The organism is Collinsella aerofaciens, assembly GCF_040926185.1.
Lineage (GTDB): Bacteria > Actinomycetota > Coriobacteriia > Coriobacteriales > Coriobacteriaceae > Collinsella > Collinsella aerofaciens_BC.
Genome location: NZ_JBCOIQ010000005.1, coordinates 13,571 through 28,372, shown reverse-complemented (window position 1 = coordinate 28,372; position 14,802 = coordinate 13,571). Strand labels below are relative to the sequence as shown.

Annotated in this window: 17 protein-coding genes; 15 read left to right on the top strand and 2 right to left on the bottom strand. The window is 57.3% G+C overall.

What is annotated here, in order from left to right; all coding sequences use genetic code 11:
* The first annotated feature begins 155 nt into the window (after positions 1–155).
* From AB5750_RS03530 to nagA, 8 genes are all read left to right on the top strand, one after another.
* On the top strand, positions 156–599 hold the full coding sequence (locus AB5750_RS03530) for a PTS sugar transporter subunit IIA domain-containing protein (protein ID WP_368145698.1): 444 nt from the start codon (positions 156–158) through the stop codon (positions 597–599).
* The gene (gene yajC / locus AB5750_RS03525; RefSeq protein ID WP_022094612.1) at positions 599–880 is read left to right on the top strand and encodes a preprotein translocase subunit YajC; all 282 of its coding nucleotides are present in this window, start codon (positions 599–601) and stop codon (positions 878–880) included. Before AB5750_RS03530 ends, yajC begins: the two co-directional genes overlap by 1 nt.
* 36 nt (positions 881–916) lie before the next feature.
* Positions 917–1,399 carry a PTS N-acetylgalactosamine transporter subunit IIB gene (agaV, locus tag AB5750_RS03520; RefSeq protein WP_022094611.1) on the top strand — a complete coding sequence of 161 codons (483 nt, stop codon included), beginning with the start codon at positions 917–919 and terminating at the stop codon, positions 1,397–1,399.
* Positions 1,400–1,489: 90 nt separating this feature from the next.
* Positions 1,490–2,290, top strand: coding sequence for a PTS mannose/fructose/sorbose/N-acetylgalactosamine transporter subunit IIC (locus AB5750_RS03515; protein WP_022094610.1), 801 nt, complete (start codon positions 1,490–1,492; stop codon positions 2,288–2,290).
* The gene (locus AB5750_RS03510) at positions 2,280–3,362 is read left to right on the top strand and encodes a PTS system mannose/fructose/sorbose family transporter subunit IID (RefSeq protein ID WP_055251210.1); all 1,083 of its coding nucleotides are present in this window, start codon (positions 2,280–2,282) and stop codon (positions 3,360–3,362) included. Before AB5750_RS03515 ends, AB5750_RS03510 begins: the two co-directional genes overlap by 11 nt.
* 185 nt (positions 3,363–3,547) lie before the next feature.
* A complete protein-coding gene (locus AB5750_RS03505) occupies positions 3,548–4,279 on the top strand; it encodes a GntR family transcriptional regulator (protein ID WP_022094608.1) in 732 nt (243 codons plus the stop codon).
* Positions 4,280–4,393: 114 nt separating this feature from the next.
* On the top strand, positions 4,394–5,560 hold the full coding sequence (locus AB5750_RS03500) for an AgaS family sugar isomerase (protein ID WP_035137674.1): 1,167 nt from the start codon (positions 4,394–4,396) through the stop codon (positions 5,558–5,560).
* Between the two features lie 118 nt (positions 5,561–5,678).
* Complete coding sequence (gene nagA / locus AB5750_RS03495; protein WP_022094606.1) at positions 5,679–6,848, top strand: N-acetylglucosamine-6-phosphate deacetylase; 1,170 nt, start codon at positions 5,679–5,681, stop codon at positions 6,846–6,848.
* Positions 6,849–6,923: 75 nt separating this feature from the next.
* On the opposite strand, the gene AB5750_RS03490 is transcribed toward nagA, so the two are convergent.
* Positions 6,924–7,508, bottom strand: coding sequence for a flavodoxin domain-containing protein (locus AB5750_RS03490; protein ID WP_195246910.1), 585 nt, complete (start codon positions 7,506–7,508; stop codon positions 6,924–6,926).
* A gap of 156 nt (positions 7,509–7,664) precedes the next feature.
* Between AB5750_RS03490 and AB5750_RS03485 the strand changes: the two genes are divergently transcribed.
* The 4 genes from AB5750_RS03485 (at position 7,665) to AB5750_RS03470 (ending at position 11,969) form a co-directional block, all read left to right on the top strand.
* On the top strand, positions 7,665–8,546 hold the full coding sequence (locus tag AB5750_RS03485; protein ID WP_195361255.1) for an aldose 1-epimerase family protein: 882 nt from the start codon (positions 7,665–7,667) through the stop codon (positions 8,544–8,546).
* Positions 8,547–8,605: 59 nt separating this feature from the next.
* Entirely contained in the window at positions 8,606–9,541 is a 936-nt protein-coding gene (locus AB5750_RS03480) for a hexose kinase (RefSeq protein WP_022093844.1), read from the top strand.
* 197 nt (positions 9,542–9,738) lie between these two features.
* The gene (locus tag AB5750_RS03475; RefSeq protein ID WP_117629886.1) at positions 9,739–10,212 is read left to right on the top strand and encodes a NanQ anomerase/TabA/YiaL family protein; all 474 of its coding nucleotides are present in this window, start codon (positions 9,739–9,741) and stop codon (positions 10,210–10,212) included.
* 806 nt (positions 10,213–11,018) lie between these two features.
* Positions 11,019–11,969 carry a tyrosine-type recombinase/integrase gene (locus tag AB5750_RS03470; RefSeq protein WP_368145699.1) on the top strand — a complete coding sequence of 317 codons (951 nt, stop codon included), beginning with the start codon at positions 11,019–11,021 and terminating at the stop codon, positions 11,967–11,969.
* Between the two features lie 26 nt (positions 11,970–11,995).
* On the opposite strand, the gene AB5750_RS03465 is transcribed toward AB5750_RS03470, so the two are convergent.
* Positions 11,996–12,730 (bottom strand): hypothetical protein, encoded by a 735-nt coding sequence (locus tag AB5750_RS03465; RefSeq protein WP_368145700.1) that lies wholly within the window; start codon positions 12,728–12,730, stop codon positions 11,996–11,998.
* A gap of 289 nt (positions 12,731–13,019) precedes the next feature.
* On the opposite strand from AB5750_RS03465, the gene AB5750_RS03460 reads away from it, so the two are divergent.
* The 3 genes from AB5750_RS03460 to AB5750_RS03450 all read left to right on the top strand — a co-directional run bounded on the left by AB5750_RS03460 (position 13,020) and on the right by AB5750_RS03450 (position 14,795).
* Positions 13,020–13,277: a hypothetical protein gene (locus tag AB5750_RS03460; protein ID WP_368145701.1), complete on the top strand. Its 258-nt coding sequence runs from the start codon at positions 13,020–13,022 to the stop codon at positions 13,275–13,277.
* Entirely contained in the window at positions 13,265–14,131 is an 867-nt protein-coding gene (locus AB5750_RS03455; RefSeq protein ID WP_368145702.1) for a DnaB-like helicase C-terminal domain-containing protein, read from the top strand. The genes AB5750_RS03460 and AB5750_RS03455 overlap by 13 nt, the downstream gene beginning before the upstream one ends.
* Before the next feature lie 325 nt (positions 14,132–14,456).
* Positions 14,457–14,795, top strand: coding sequence for a plasmid mobilization protein (locus tag AB5750_RS03450; RefSeq protein ID WP_368145703.1), 339 nt, complete (start codon positions 14,457–14,459; stop codon positions 14,793–14,795).
* The last annotated feature ends 7 nt before the right edge of the window (positions 14,796–14,802 follow it).

Genomic DNA, 14,802 nt, shown 5'->3' with positions numbered 1-14,802 from the left:
TGATATAGTGACAACAACACGTCACGTGGTTACTACCAGTTTAGAAACCACTGGTCTTCAAAGAACGCTTTCTAAGAAGCTTTAAGGGCGAGCGCCCGCTGGCTTCCGAAAATCATCGGACTCAGATTGTACACACCTTCGGAAGGGAAATTTGAATGGTTGGCTTTATTCTTACCGGTCATGGACAGTTCGCACCCGGCCTAGCTAGCGCTATCGCTATGGTTGCCGGCGACCAGCCCGCTTTTACCGTCGTTCCTTTTGAGGGCGACCAGGCTGCTTTCTACGGTGAGGATCTCCGCGCCGCTATTACCGCCATGCGCGAGGAGTGCGATGGCGTGCTCGTCTTTACCGACCTGCTTGGCGGCACCCCGTTCAACCAGTCGATGATGATTGCCCAGGATGTCGACAACGTCGAGGTTCTGACTGGCACCAACCTTCCCATGGTTATTGAGCTTCTGTTCCTCCGCGGCAATGCCACGCTCGCCGAGCTTGGCGAGCAGGCCGTGACCGTTGGCCAGACGGGCGTCACCGCCCAGACGGTCGCATCCGTTGCCGGCTCCGAGGAAGAGGATATCTTCGGCGACGAGGACGGCATCTAATGGCCGATTTCGGAGCCAACGTCCTGAGCTCCTCGGTCGCCCTTTTAGGCCTGCTTGTCATCATGGGCTTGATTTACACCATCTGGTCGCAAATCAACATGAAGAAGAAGCAGAAGTACTTCAAGGAGCTGCACACCGAGCTCAAGCCGGGTCAAGAGGTTCTTTTCGCCGGCGGTATCTACGGAACCGTCAAAGGCATCGAAGGCGAGAAGGTCCAGATCAAAGTCCGATCCGGAGCCGTCGTAGATGTTTCGCGTTACGCGATTCAGGAGATCAAGTAACTGTCGTCAGCAAATAACGAAAGGAAGCTGATCAACATGGCAGAACCCAACATTCTTCTTACCCGCATCGATAACCGACTGGTTCATGGTCAGGTTGCCACCCAGTGGAACTCCACCCTGGGCTCCAACCTCATCCTCGTCGCCAACGACGACGTGGCGTCCAACACCATGCGCCAGAACCTCATGAAGATGGCCGCTCCCGCCGGCGTCGCTACGCGTTTCTTCTCTCTGCAGAAGACCATCGACGTCATTGGCAAGGCGAGCCCGCGCCAGAAGATCTTCATCGTGGCCGAAACACCGGAAGACGTGCTTACGCTCGTCAAGGGCGGTGTGCCTATAAAGAAGGTAAACATCGGCAACATGCACATGTCGGAAGGAAAGCGCCAAGTCGCCACCTCCGTCGCAGTTAACGACGAGGATGTCGCTGCGTTTAAAGAGCTGCAGGAATTGGGGGTGGAGTTGGAGATCAGGCGCGTTCCGAGCACGCCTGTTGAGGACACGAGCAAGCTCTTCTCGTAATCCTCGTGATCCACGTTGTCAGGAGTGAAACCCTGACGTTCTGTACGTGAAATCCAAAGTGCGTACATACATTTTGAAAGGAGGAGCAAGATGGAATACTCGATCATCCAGATCGCTCTGGTCTTCGTCGTCACGTTCATCGCGGCAATCGACCAGTTTGACTTCCTCGAGTCTCTCTATCAGCCCATCGTCACCGGCGCCGTCATCGGTCTTATCCTTGGCGACCTCAACACCGGTCTTCTCGTGGGTGGTACCTATCAGCTCATGACGATCGGCAACATGCCGATCGGAGGCGCTCAGCCGCCTAACGCCGTCATCGGCGGCATCATGGCAGCCATTCTCGCTATCGCCACGGGCCTCGAGCCCAACGCGGCAGTCGGCCTCGCCATTCCGTTCGCTCTGCTTGGCCAGCTTGGCGTTACCCTGGTCTTCACGCTTATGTCCCCGCTTATGTCCACGGCCGATAACATGGCTCACAACGCGGACACCAAGGGCATCGAGCGCCTGAACTACTTCGCCATGGCTCTGCTCGGCCTGATCTTCGCTGTCGTCGTCACCCTGTTCTTCATCGCTGGCGCTACCATCGGTCAGACCATCGCTTCTGCCATCCCGACTTGGCTGCAGACCGGTCTGTCCGCTGCAGGCGGCATGATGCGCTTCGTCGGCTTCGCCGTCCTGCTCAAGGTTATGATGAACCGCGATATGTGGGGCTTCTTCCTCATGGGCTTTGGCCTCGCGCTCATCACCGTTGCCAACGATTCGCTGGCAACCCCTGCTCTGCTCATCCTCGCTCTCATCGGCTTCGGCATCGCTTTCTGGGACTTCCAGCAGCAGACCGAGCTGAAGGGTGCAGCTGTTTCTGACGGAGGTGACTTCGAAGATGGCATCTAATGAGTATGTTATCCCGGAGCACTACGAGGATCTCACTCCTGCTCCGCAGCTCGACCAGAAGACCCTCAACAAGATGGCTTGGCGCTCCTGCTTCCTGCAGGCATCGTTCAACTACGAGCGCATGCAGGCCGCTGGCTGGCTCTACTCCATCATCCCCGGTCTGGAGAAGATCCACACCAACAAGAACGACCTCGCGGCTTCCATGAGCCACAACCTGGAGTTCTTCAACACCCACCCGTTCCTTGTCACCTTTGTTATGGGCATCGTGCTTTCGCTCGAGCAGAACAAGGTTGACATCCCCACGATCCGCGCCGTCCGCGTCGCCGCAATGGGCCCGCTCGGTGGTATCGGTGACGCCCTGTTCTGGCTGACGCTCGTGCCTATCACGGCCGGCATCACCTCCAACATGGCCATCAACGGCAACGCCGCTGCACCGATCATCTTCCTGGTGATCTTCAACGTCGTCCAGTTCGCTCTGCGCTTCTGGCTCATGAACTGGTCCTACAAGCTTGGCACCAGCGCTATTGACGCTCTGACCGCCAACATGCAGGCCTTCACGCGTGCCGCTTCCATCATGGGCGTCTTCGTCGTCGGTTGCCTGGTCGTCACCATGGGTGGCACCCAGATCAACCTCCAGATCCCCAACGGCACCACCCGTGGCCTCTCCGCTACTACCGTGATCGTCTCCGAGAAGGAGGCCGAGAACTTCACCGGTATGGAGGGCATCGATACCGAGACCGCTGAGGCCGGTACCATCGCCATGACCGATAAGGACGGCAACGCCCTTACCGCTTCCGATGCCGACGGCAACGCTGTCGAGTGCGGCGTCACCGATCTGGGCAACGGCATGGAGTCCGTTACCTACGGCACCGTCACCGAGGATCCGGTCAACTTCTCTGTTGCCGACACCCTCAACACCATCGTCCCGAAGCTCGTCCCGCTTATGCTTACGCTGCTGCTTTACTACATGTTCGCTAAGCACAGCTGGACCCCGACCAAGGGCATTCTCCTGCTCTTCGTCCTTGGCATCCTGGGCGCTGGCCCGCTTGGTCTCTGGCCGAGCATCTGGTAAGGCTCTAGCTTGAGGGGTGTGTCCCTACGCGGCTCACACCCCGACCCCTTAAGCCATGTGTATGTTAAAAGCCGCGTGCTCGAAAGAGCGCGCGGCTTTTGTTTTCTTAATGATTCGGGTGTGGCAGACAGATAATGCATAACACCCTAGGTAGTTAGCCGAATTCGAGCAAAAGGGAGGATAGGATGGCGATCGGAGCGCGTAAGCAACCGCTGTACGATCAGCTGGTCGATATTCTGACCGAAAAGATTGACCATGAATATCGCGCCGGTGACATGATTCCTTCCGAGCGCGAACTTTCGGAGCGCTATGGTCTCTCGCGCACTACGGTACGCCTGGCTCTGCAGGAACTGGAGCGTTTAGGACTGGTGGTTCGGCAGCACGGTCGCGGTACCTTTGTGACCGACCGTTCGGCAAAGGCAACCAATCTTATGCAGTCCTACAGCTTTACCGAGCAGATGCGCGCGATGGGTCGAGAACCCGAGACCACGATTCTCGAGTTTTGCGAGATGGAGGCCGATAAGAATCTGGCCGAGCATATGGGATTGCGCATCGGTGATCGCATTTTTAAGCTCAAGCGCCTTCGCTCTGCCGATAACATGCCCATGATGGTCGAACGCAGCTATCTACCGGTTCGTCAATTTCTGTCCCTAAAGCGACCGCTGCTGGAGCGTAAGCCGCTTTACGATGTGATTGAGCAGGACTTTCAGCAAAAGATACGCGTGGCCGAAGAGGAGTTCTATGCGAGCATAGCCCGTCCCACCGATGCCCACCTTTTGGGAATTGTCGAGGGCTCGCCTGTGCTCGATTTGGTCAGGACTACGTATAACGAGTCAAACGAGGTTGTGGAGTATACACTCTCGGTTGCTCGTGCCGATCAGTTTAAATACAAGGTTTACCACCAGCGTAGCAACTAGTGTCCGCATCGTTTCCATATGGTGATTCTTTGCATTTAACTGGTTACTACCAGATAACCAACCGAAGTGTATAATTGCACGTCAGAGGATTACTTCTAGAGAGAGGTATTAGAAATGTTCGAGAAGAGTGTCGAGGAGCTCACCGAGCTCGGCGCCCAGATCACCACTGCCGAGATTGCTCAGCAGCCCGAGCTTTGGCGTGATACGCTCAACATCTATCGCGAGAACAAGGAGGCCATCGAGGCCTTCCTGGCCGAGGCTCGCGCTATGGGCGAGGGCCGTCTGTCCGTTGTCTTCACCGGTGCCGGTACGTCCGACTACGTTGGCGATACCTGCGCCCCGTACCTGCGTCACGCTGGCAACACTGATCTCTACGACTTTAAGCCCATCGCCACGACCGACATCGTGAGCGCCCCGCGCGACTTCCTGCGCGCCGAGGATCCCACGCTCGTGGTTTCCTTTGCCCGCTCTGGCAACAGCCCCGAGAGCCTTGCTGCCGTTGCCGTTGCCAAGGAGCTCGTCCACAACGTCAAGTTCCTCAACATCACCTGCGCTCCCGAGGGCAAGCTCGCCGTCGAGTCTGCCGATGATCCCAACGCGCTGACGCTGCTCATTCCGCGCGCCAACGACAAGGGCTTCGCCATGACCGGTTCTTATTCCTGCATGACCCTGCTCTCCACCCTTATTTTCGACACTGCCTCTGACGAGCAGAAGGCCGAGTGGGTCGAGACCATCGCCAAGATGGGCGAGGAGGTCATCTCCCGTGAGCCCGAGATCGCCGATTACCTGGCTGGCGACTTCAACCGTGTGACCTACTTGGGTTCTGGCTCCTTCGGTGGCCTTGCCCAGGAGAGCCAGCTCAAGATCCTCGAGCTCGCTCACGGTCTGGTCGCTACTTCCTACGACACCTCCATGGGCTATCGTCACGGACCTAAGTCCTTCGTCGACGATAAGACGCTCGTCTTCGTGTTCGTCAACAACGACGCCTACACCCGTCAGTACGACATCGACATCCTCAACGAGATCGGTGGCGACGAGATCGCTCAGCACACCATCGCCGTTCAGCAGGAAGGTGCCACCGTCTATGAGGGTGAGTCCTTCACCTTTAAGGGCTACGAGGCACTTCCCGAGGGCTACCTTGCCCTGCCGTTCGTGATGTTTGCCCAGGCTATCAGCCTGCTCAACTCCGTGCGCGTGGGCAACACGCCCGATACGCCGAGCCCCACCGGCACGGTCAACCGCGTGGTCAAGGGTGTGACGATTCACCCCTTCACCGCTTAATCGCGTCCCCCTGTAAGGGCGCCCGTCCGCTCATAACGGCGGGCGGGCGCTTTTTGTTTTTACATGGACCGGGTATAAGCATTACCACAGTCAACTGCTTTAGAAGCAAGGAGTGCATATGAGCACGTACGCAATTAAGGCTGACAAGTTCTTCTTGCCGGCAGGCCCGCAACTGGGCGGCTATCTTATGGTCGAGGATGGGGTTTTTGGCGCCTGGCAGGCCGACGAGCCCTCTTGCGAGATCAAGGACTACACGGGATCGTGGATCGCACCGGGTATGGTCGATACTCACATCCATGGCTTCTATAACCACTCGACTACCGATAACGATCCCGAGGGCATTGATATCAGCTCGACCGAGCTCGCCCGTCGCGGTACCACCAGCTGGCTGCCCACGACGTTCACCGATGGCGTCGAGCAGATCAAGGATGCCTGCGCCGCCATCGCCCAGGCGGACGAGGGTCGCGGCCCTGACTTCTGCGGTGCTCGCATTCAGGGCATCTATCTGGAGGGCCCCTTCTTTACCATGAAGCACGTGGGCGCGCAGAACCCCGCTTATCTTATCGATCCCTCCGAGGAGGTCTTCGATCAGTGGCAGGAGGCTGCGGGCGGTCGCATCGTCAAGAGCGCCATGGCGGCCGAGCGCGACGGTGCCGCTGCTTATGCGGCTGCTCTGAATGCCAAGGGTGTGGTGACCAGCATCGGTCACTCCGACGCCACCTACGATGAGTGCATCGCCGCCATCAACGCCGGTGCCAGCTGCTTTACGCATACCTATAACGGTCAGCGCGGGCTGCATCACCGTGAGCCCGGTGTCGTGGGCGCTGCCATGTCCACGCCCGAGACCTACGCCGAGATCATCTGTGACGGCAAGCACGTTAACCCTGCCGCCATCAAGGCGCTGCTGCAGGCAAAGGGCTGGCAACACACGGTGCTCATCACTGACTGCCTGGGCTGCGGCGGCATGCCCGAGGGCAGCTACACCAGTGGTGGCATGGACGTCATCATGAAGGACAACCTGTGCTGGCTCGCCGACGGCAAGAGCATTGCCGGCTCGGTGCTCACGCTTGCCCAGGGCGTCAAGAACATCGTTGACTGGGGCATCGCCAGCGCCGATATCGCCATTCGCATGGCAACCGAGGTGCCGGCACGCTCCGCGCACATCGAGGATAAGTGCGGCAGCATCATGCCGGGTCGCGACGCCGACTTTGTCGTGTTCGACCATGAGCTTACCCTCGTCGAGACGTATGTTGGCGGCCAGAGCGTCGGCAACGCCTTTACCGAGTAACGATAGAAAAAGACGGCGGGCCCGAATCTGCTCGGACCCGCCGTATGGGTTAAACGCTCAAAAGCACCTTCACAGTTACAGCTTGTTAGCGATCTTCTTTGCCGTGCGCTTAACGCCGGCCACCAGGCCTCCTGCAGGATGCTCCTTCTCGTATGCTAGACGCTTCTCACGTTTGGCGTACTCTTCGACGATGATATCGCCGTACTCATCTTCGATCTTGTCGAAGAAGTCGACGGCGCCCTTAATTTCCTCAGCGGTCGGGTGTCCCTTTTGGACACCGCCGGCGAGTTTGAACGGCCCCCACGTATCAAAGCCGGGGCAGCCGTAGACACCCATAAAGATGGCCTGCCTCATGCGGCAGATGCCATCGATATCCTTGCCGTACCACTTGTTTTTGCCACCGTAGGTCATAAGGCCAAACACCTTGTCCTGCGGCTGCAGCACGTTGGTCAGTACACGTGCCATATCCTTGTCGATCTCGGAGTAATAGATGCCCGTGGCGACGCCGATTAGATGATATTCGTGCAGGTTGGGGTACTCGTTTTTGCCGAGTGACTTCACGTCGAGGGTATCGATCTCGGGGTGCGCCTCGACGATGGCGTCCACGAGCTTTTTCGTATTGCCGTGATGGCGCGAGGCGTAGAGGATGATGGTTCGCATAAGAAGGCCTTTCAGCTGTAATTGCATCAATGTCTGTATGGTACCCCGTTACATGGCTGGGATACCGGACGCATCGATGAACGTGCGGGTTTGTCCTTTGGTCAGGGCCGAGACGGGTACTTGCGAGCAAAAAGCAGTTGTTCGAAAGGATGGGCAATGGAATACGCTCTCTCCAACGATTCGATTTCTATTAAGGTGTCCACGGCTGGTGGTTCGTTTACCTCGATCGAGGCCGGAGGTCGCGAGTATCTGTGGCAGGGCGATCCCGCCGTGTGGTCCGGCCAGGCACCGATTTGCTTCCCGATTTGCGGAGGCTTGCGCGATAACAACGCCATGACGTTTGCCGGGCATCATGTAAAGCTCGCTCGCCATGGGTTTGCGCGCAAACAGGAGTGGAAGCTGCTGAGCCAGAGCGAGAACGAGCTGGCGATGTGCCTGGCTTCGGAGGATAACGCCGCGCTGCTGAGCGATTATCCGTATCCGTTTAAGCTTGTCGCCCGCTATACGCTCGAGGACGCTGCCGTGCGCGTTTCCTATGAGGTCACCAACGAGGGCACCGAGGACATGCCGTTCTTTATTGGCGGTCATCCCGGCTTTAGGTGTCCGCTCGATGAGGGCGAGGCCTATACGGACTACGAGTTGCGCTTTGAGAAGGACGAGGCTGCGGAGCTCTGCACCGCCGTCCCCTCGACTGGCTTGATTGACGTGACCAATCGCTCCAAGAACCCCATGGTGGGAAAGACGCTGCCTCTGTCACATGAGCTCTTCGATTTTGCGGAGACCATCTTTGACGTGCTCGAGAGCCGTCAGGTCACGCTTTCCAAAAAGGGCGAGGACAAGGGCGTCCGCCTGAGCTTTGAGGACTTCCCATATCTCATTGTGTGGAGCAAGCCCGAGGGCGATTTTGTGGCGGTTGAGCCCTGGGGCGGCCTTTCGACCTGCTCCGATGAGGACGACGTGCTTGAGCATAAGCGCGGCTGCCTTGTCGCCAAGCCCAAGGAGACCGTCGTTCGCTCGTTCACGATTGAGATTCTGTAATTCCGTTTTGTCGACTCGTATCGCGAGGCATAAGGAGCCTGCGAGATAAGGAGCTAAAAATGATCCTCACCGTTACGATGAACCCGTCTGTCGATACGCGCTATCAGCTCGATGAGCTCATTATCGACGACGTCAACCGTGTGACGCCCGAAAAGACCGCCGGCGGCAAGGGCCTCAACGTGGCCCGTGTACTGGGTCAGCTGGGCGACGACGTTGTGGCAACCGGTCTGCTCGGCGGCCACATGGGCGCCTACATGGCCGAGCTCATGGACGCCAACGGTATTAACAACGACTTTGTGCCCATCAAGGGCGAGACCCGTATTTGCCTCAACATCCTCCACGCCGGCAACCAGACCGAGCTGCTCGAGAGCGGCCCGACAATTGCCCCCGAGGAGCTCGATGCCTTTACCGCCAAGTTTACCGAGCTTGCGGGCAAGGCCGACGTCGTCACTATTTCGGGGTCGCTGCCCCGCGGTGTCGAGGCAGACTACTATGCCAAGATCACGGGCATTGCCGAGAACGCCGGCGCCAAGGTGCTGCTCGATACCTCGGGTGCTTCGCTCGAGGCCGCCCTTAAGTCCGAAATTAAGCCCGAGCTGGTCAAGCCTAACTTGACCGAGATCAACGGCCTTCTGGGCACGAGCTTTACCACCGACGATGTGGACGAGCTCCGCGCCGCGCTTGCCTCTGATGCCCGCTTCTCCGATATCCCCTGGGTCGTCGTGTCCATGGGCGCTGCCGGCTCCGTTGGCTTCCACAATGGCCGTGCGTTCCGCGCAAAGACGCCCGATATCCCTGCCGTTAACGCCACGGGCTCTGGTGACTCCACTATCGCAGGCTTCGCACATGCCATCGCTGCTGGCGCAGACGACGAGACGGTGCTGCGTACCGCCAACACCTGCGGCAAGCTCAACGCCATGGATCCCATGACTGGCCACTTGGTTATGGATCGTTGGGACGAGGTCTACAACGGCGTTGTCGTGACCGAGCTGTAAGGGCTTGGGCGTCGGCCCCGGCATCGATTGCTAGCTCATGTCGACGACAAGTGCGATAGCATTATGTCGGGGCGCGACGCCGACGTTGTCGTGTTCAATCCCGACCTTACCCTGGTCGAGACGTATGTGGGTGGCAACAGCGTCGGTAATGCGTTTGCCGAGTAGCCGCCAAAGAAGCGATCCGAGAGGGGATTTAGATGATTTACGGTGCATTGGGCGATATCGAGGAGTACCGCGGAATGCTCAAGGGCCTCGACGTGCTGATCGACTGGCTCGAGGAGAACGATCCGGCGAAGCTCGAGGTCGGCAGCCATCCGATTCTGGGCGACAAGGTCTTTGCGAACGTCATGGCTCCCACGACGCGTCCGGAGGCCGAGGCTCACTATGAGACGCATCAGCGCTATCACGACCTGCAGATCGACGTCGAGGGTCGCGAGGCCTTTAAGGTTGCCACGGGCAGCCTGACGCTGGTCCAGGAGTTCGACGAGAAGGACGACTACGATCTGGTCGATTCCGACGCCTCGATCGCCGGCGATCTTGCTGACGACAAGTTTGCGCTGTTTGTTGCCGGCGAGCCTCACATGCCCACGCTCGAGTTCCCGGGCGATGGCGCGCAGCCGGTCAAGAAGATTTGCTTTAAGCTGCTTGCAGATGCTTACTGGGAGGAGTAGCGCGCTGCTCGGCTGAGCTGTTCGTGTTGCGAGCGTTATCCCTTGGGGGAGCTCGCTTGGGCCCCGCTGATCGCGGTTCCTTTGGGGATTGCGGTTGGCGGGGCTTTTGTTGAGTAGGGGAGTTTCCGGCGGCGTTGTGCTTGGATTGGCGGATGCGCGCCCGAAATCGGCAACAAAAAAGCCGCCAGAAGGCGGCTATCTTGTGCAATGGAGCCAGCGACCGGGCTCGAACCGGTGACCCCCGCTTTACGAGTACGTGAATTCGGCATTTGACGAGATGAAGCCAATTTCACTGAATTTAAAAGAAGCGCAGGTAAAAATAGGTAATTAGCAATTATCGAGCTAGCTATTAGAATCATATTTCCCACTCTTTTCACCTCTGGTTGGACTTGAAAGAGTGAAAAATTTCAGTTAGGCTGTCGGGCGAAGCCTTTAAAGCTTCGACCGACAGCCTAACTGAAAATCAGCGAGGGATACGATTGCAGGGCACGATAAAAAAGACCGCTCGAGGGACATCGGAATGCATCGATAAGACCAAGGGGGTCTATCGGATTTACTTTTCTCTAGGAAAGGATCCGGAGACGGGACGGTACCGTCGTAGTCCATCGCGTAGGGTTCATTGCAGAAGCAAGAACCCGAAAAACTGGCCGAGCGAAGTTGCCAAGGCGCTAGAAGCCTATAGAGCTGAGCTCGAGGGTGCTTCCAGCCGGGATAATGGCCCCCTTGGTTTATCGGATTACGCAGACAGGTTTCATGCAAATAGAGAGTCGACCATGGGGTCACCACTTGCTTATGAGCGCGAAGGTTTGGATATCCGTCACATACGCGAGCTGTTTGGCAATCCTGATCTCGATCGGCTTAGATCGGATGACATTCGCGCTGCGTATGCCAAGGCCAGAAAAGAACGCCGATTCAGCGAGAGTGAAATTCGCCGCATCCACATCAAGCTCAAACAGATAATGGAAGATGCCGTTGATAACGACCTTGTGGGCAAGAATCCTTGCAGGGGAGTGAAGCTGCCTAAACAGAATGTCGAGGCTCGTAAGGCGCTGAGCGCCGAAGAGGCGGCAAGGCTGCTCACGGTCCTTTTGGAGGAGAAGCCGTCTTCCTTTATCACGTGCACGATGCTTCTGCTTCTCTGTGGTTTGAGGAAGGGGGAGGCCCTTGGTCTCTCATGGGAGGATTATGACCCCGAGGCCAAGACTCTGAGGATAGTAAAGCAATATACGAACGACAGGACGTTGAGGCCGCCCAAATCGAAGATGAGTAGGCGCAAGATTTCGATAGGGAATGAACTTGCCGATTATTTGGACAGGTGGAAAGTCATCCAGCGGAGCGAGTTCAACTCCTTTGCGGTGGGCCAGACTGGAGAAACACCCATTGTCCATTCCATTGGTGTCGTCGATGCCGCCGGCGGCAAACGGGCTCTAGTGACCCGGATGGATGGACATAACTATTCGAGGGCGTTTAGGCTCTTTGCGGCGAAAAACGGCTTCGGTGCTTTTGAGGAGAGTAGGGAAGTCGTCGGGAGTGACGGCGTCAAGCGTACCCGCTATACGGGCTACAACGGACTGAAGCCTCATGAGCTGAGGCATACGCAGGCGACTTTGCTCGTCGGAGCCAATGCCGATATCAAAACGATCCAAGCGCGTTTGGGCCATGCCAGCCCATCTACGACGCTGTCTATCTATAGCCACTTTATTGAGGCAAATGACCAGAAGGCCGCGTCTGCGTTGGACAATCTGCTGAAAGGCTAGAAAAGAGGCCCTATCGGGCCTCTTTTCTAAGCGACATTGTTTCGGTAGATCATCGCGCCGTATGGCGGCTCCAGCTCCATTGACTGGTAGTAGCTGGCATCCAGAACGTTGAAATAGCAGATGATGGGGGCGGTTAGGTGCTCGTCCATATTTAGGTAATGCCCCTCGTCGTCTGTGACCAGCTTGACCTCGTCGCGGATCACATCGGCCATGCGGGGCCAGAGCTTGGTTGCGCGCTGCAGTTTGTCTTTTTGGCTATAGTCACCATTGTGGAAGAAAACAAAATGGGGCGCGTCGTACTTTGCTCCGCCGCGAATTTCGATTATTCCGACCTGGCTGCACGATTCTGCGCAATCTTCCGGCTCCAGAAGCGTCCATGACGAGGGAAAGACCGCGTAGTCGCCGCCCGAAAGGTTGATGCGCCTCATGCCCTGGGGCTCCTCTGCCTCTTTATAGTAGAGGGATAGATGGTCGTAGAGGCGCTGGAACTGTTCACGTTCCAGCTCTTTAGTGCTAAACGTCAGCTCTTCCGTCCCGTCGATGGGAAGGGCCCTCATCTCGTTAGTGATGAGTCGGATCTCCTTGGCACAAGCGTCCTCCAGGACTTTTGCAAATCGGGGCGTAAGCCCTGTAAGCAAATTGCAAAGGTAGTCGATCGCCTCGCCGGTGCTCCTGATCGATTCAGGGTTCTTACGGCGCAGCTCTTCGATTTTCCTGGGTGTGGTTTCCAGAACAGTAGTTCCGTACTTAATCTTTTTCATCTTGCTTCCGGATAATGGTAAACGGCCCATGGCAACTCCAATCTCTGTATATGATTGTAATTCAGCTAGACATAAAAATCTATATTGTTCGAAAAAAGGTTCGAAAGACAATTAGATATAGAAGACGAATCGTTGTACGAAATGCTATAATGGTGTTAAGCAAAAGCCTGACCAGCTTGTCGGAAAGGAGTTATTTAACTTCGGTCGTTGATTTAAAAGCCGCCCGCCCCTCCCCCTTCGTCGCCAAACTTAGATAGGGAAGGGCGAGCCAGCATGAAAGGATTCTACCATGATGATTGGAGAACCCGAACCGTACGTTGCCGTACAGGCATTACCTGCGGTTTCCTCTGGCCCCGACTTGGGACACGAACGCCTTCTCGGCATTTCCGATGTCAGCAACATGACCGGACTCAGCCCGGTCACCGCATCGAAGCTCATGAAGGAGAGCGGGCGCGCGATTGCGTTGCATCGCCGCATTTACATCCTTGAATCGAGCTTCTTTGCATACCTCCATGAGTTGGAGGTGAGCGGTCCGTGTCGTTGGTAGAACCGATGAGCGAAGGCCTGGATAAGACCGCGCTTGACATCCTGAGCAATAGGCCGCTCGGCCATATCGAGCACCGTAAGCTCGACGCCCTTCTTGGCGGCGTGCGCCAATACCTGTGCATCGTGCCGGGTGGCCCCGGCACTGGCAAGACTACCTTTATGCAGCAAATCGCCGACGGATGGGCCATTGCTGGCCATCCGGTGGTCATCTTTGAGGGCGAGCTCGGGCGAGACAGCATGCTCGCGAAGAGCCTCACCCGCATCTCGGGCGGCGAGCTCACACACGACGACATGAGCGGCGACGGCATGTCTGAGGACAAACGCGGGCTCTTCAAGAAGGTTCTCGATATCTACGCCCGCAGCATCGCCGAGCGAATGTTTATCGCTGCCGGGGAGATTAAGAACGCCGAGATGAAAAGGACGATCGAGGAAGTCGCGGGCAAATTCGGCGAGCCGCCGTTGGTCATCGTCGACTACGCCCAGATTGTCTCGCTGCCCCAAGACCTTCGCATCGCTGATGAGCGCATCGGTCTTAAGCTCGTCGCTTCCGAGCTCCGCAGGATTGTGGATGAGACCCATTGTCCACTCTTCGCTATCTCATCAATTAACCGCGTCAACTACGACAAGCAGACCACCGGGCTTCAAGCGATTGGCGGTTGTAATATGTTCGAGTACTCGGCGGATCTCGTGATGTCCCTTTCCATCAAAGGTGATAAACCAGATGAGCGCAACGCGAATATGATGGAGGAAAAGCGGCCTGTCATCGCCTCTGTCACTAAAAACCGATACGGGTCATGCGGCGTCGTTGAGTTCGAGTTCAACGCCCCCGCCGCGACGTTCACCGAGATCGGTTAACCATGGAGCCCGGGCCCTGCATCGGCAGGTACCGGGCGCCCAACCCATGCTTGTCGTCCGACGAGCTCGCGCGCGCCGAGAACAGGGACCTTCCTTTGCTCTCGGCAGCCGAGCTCATTTGGGAACGGGAACGCCTGCTCGATGCTCTTGATATCTATAGGGATCAATGGCGGCCATACCGTATATATCTCGGAACATTGCCGGGAGTTCCCTTTGATGTATGGGCACGGGCGAGGATTGGGCGCATCGGTCGGATGCTCCAAGCAATTTCAACTTAATAAAAGGGGCGGGGTCGATGCGTCGGCCCCGCCCGGAATGGACGGTTATGACTTCCATGAACGCGCATATCAACGTACGGATGAGCGAGGCGCAGCGTAGGGCTATCGAGGAGAAGGCGGCGGCCATGAATATGCCAGCGTCCACCTTCATGCGTGACGCCGCCCTGCTCTGCGGCGAGAAGCCGGTCAGGGTCGCCGACACGGGGGAGCTTGCCGGCATCAGGACCGAGCTGAAGAAGATCGGCACGAACCTCAACCAGGCGGTCCGCGCCCTTAACACCTACGGGTCCGACCCGATCGTCCTCAACAACCTCAATCGGGCGACTTCAATCGTCTCGACCGCGGTGGGCTGGGTCAACGACCTGCTCGCCTGCGCAAGGGGGTAGGTGGTCC

Excerpts from the sequence above, each read along its gene's own strand:
- yajC (WP_022094612.1), top strand. The coding sequence starts at position 599 with ATGGCCGATTTCGGAGCCAACGTCCTGAGCTCCTCGGTCGCCCTTTTA.
- AB5750_RS03480 (WP_022093844.1), top strand. The coding sequence starts at position 8,606 with ATGATCCTCACCGTTACGATGAACCCGTCTGTCGATACGCGCTATCAG.
- AB5750_RS03475 (WP_117629886.1), top strand. The coding sequence starts at position 9,739 with ATGATTTACGGTGCATTGGGCGATATCGAGGAGTACCGCGGAATGCTC.
- AB5750_RS03450 (WP_368145703.1), top strand. The coding sequence starts at position 14,457 with ATGACTTCCATGAACGCGCATATCAACGTACGGATGAGCGAGGCGCAG.
- AB5750_RS03530 (WP_368145698.1), top strand. The coding sequence starts at position 156 with ATGGTTGGCTTTATTCTTACCGGTCATGGACAGTTCGCACCCGGCCTA.
- AB5750_RS03460 (WP_368145701.1), top strand. The coding sequence starts at position 13,020 with ATGATGATTGGAGAACCCGAACCGTACGTTGCCGTACAGGCATTACCT.
- AB5750_RS03485 (WP_195361255.1), top strand. The coding sequence starts at position 7,665 with ATGGAATACGCTCTCTCCAACGATTCGATTTCTATTAAGGTGTCCACG.
- AB5750_RS03490 (WP_195246910.1), bottom strand. The coding sequence starts at position 7,508 with ATGCGAACCATCATCCTCTACGCCTCGCGCCATCACGGCAATACGAAA.
- nagA (WP_022094606.1), top strand. The coding sequence starts at position 5,679 with ATGAGCACGTACGCAATTAAGGCTGACAAGTTCTTCTTGCCGGCAGGC.
- AB5750_RS03505 (WP_022094608.1), top strand. The coding sequence starts at position 3,548 with ATGGCGATCGGAGCGCGTAAGCAACCGCTGTACGATCAGCTGGTCGAT.
- AB5750_RS03515 (WP_022094610.1), top strand. The coding sequence starts at position 1,490 with ATGGAATACTCGATCATCCAGATCGCTCTGGTCTTCGTCGTCACGTTC.
- AB5750_RS03510 (WP_055251210.1), top strand. The coding sequence starts at position 2,280 with ATGGCATCTAATGAGTATGTTATCCCGGAGCACTACGAGGATCTCACT.
- AB5750_RS03465 (WP_368145700.1), bottom strand. The coding sequence starts at position 12,730 with ATGAAAAAGATTAAGTACGGAACTACTGTTCTGGAAACCACACCCAGG.
- AB5750_RS03500 (WP_035137674.1), top strand. The coding sequence starts at position 4,394 with ATGTTCGAGAAGAGTGTCGAGGAGCTCACCGAGCTCGGCGCCCAGATC.
- agaV (WP_022094611.1), top strand. The coding sequence starts at position 917 with ATGGCAGAACCCAACATTCTTCTTACCCGCATCGATAACCGACTGGTT.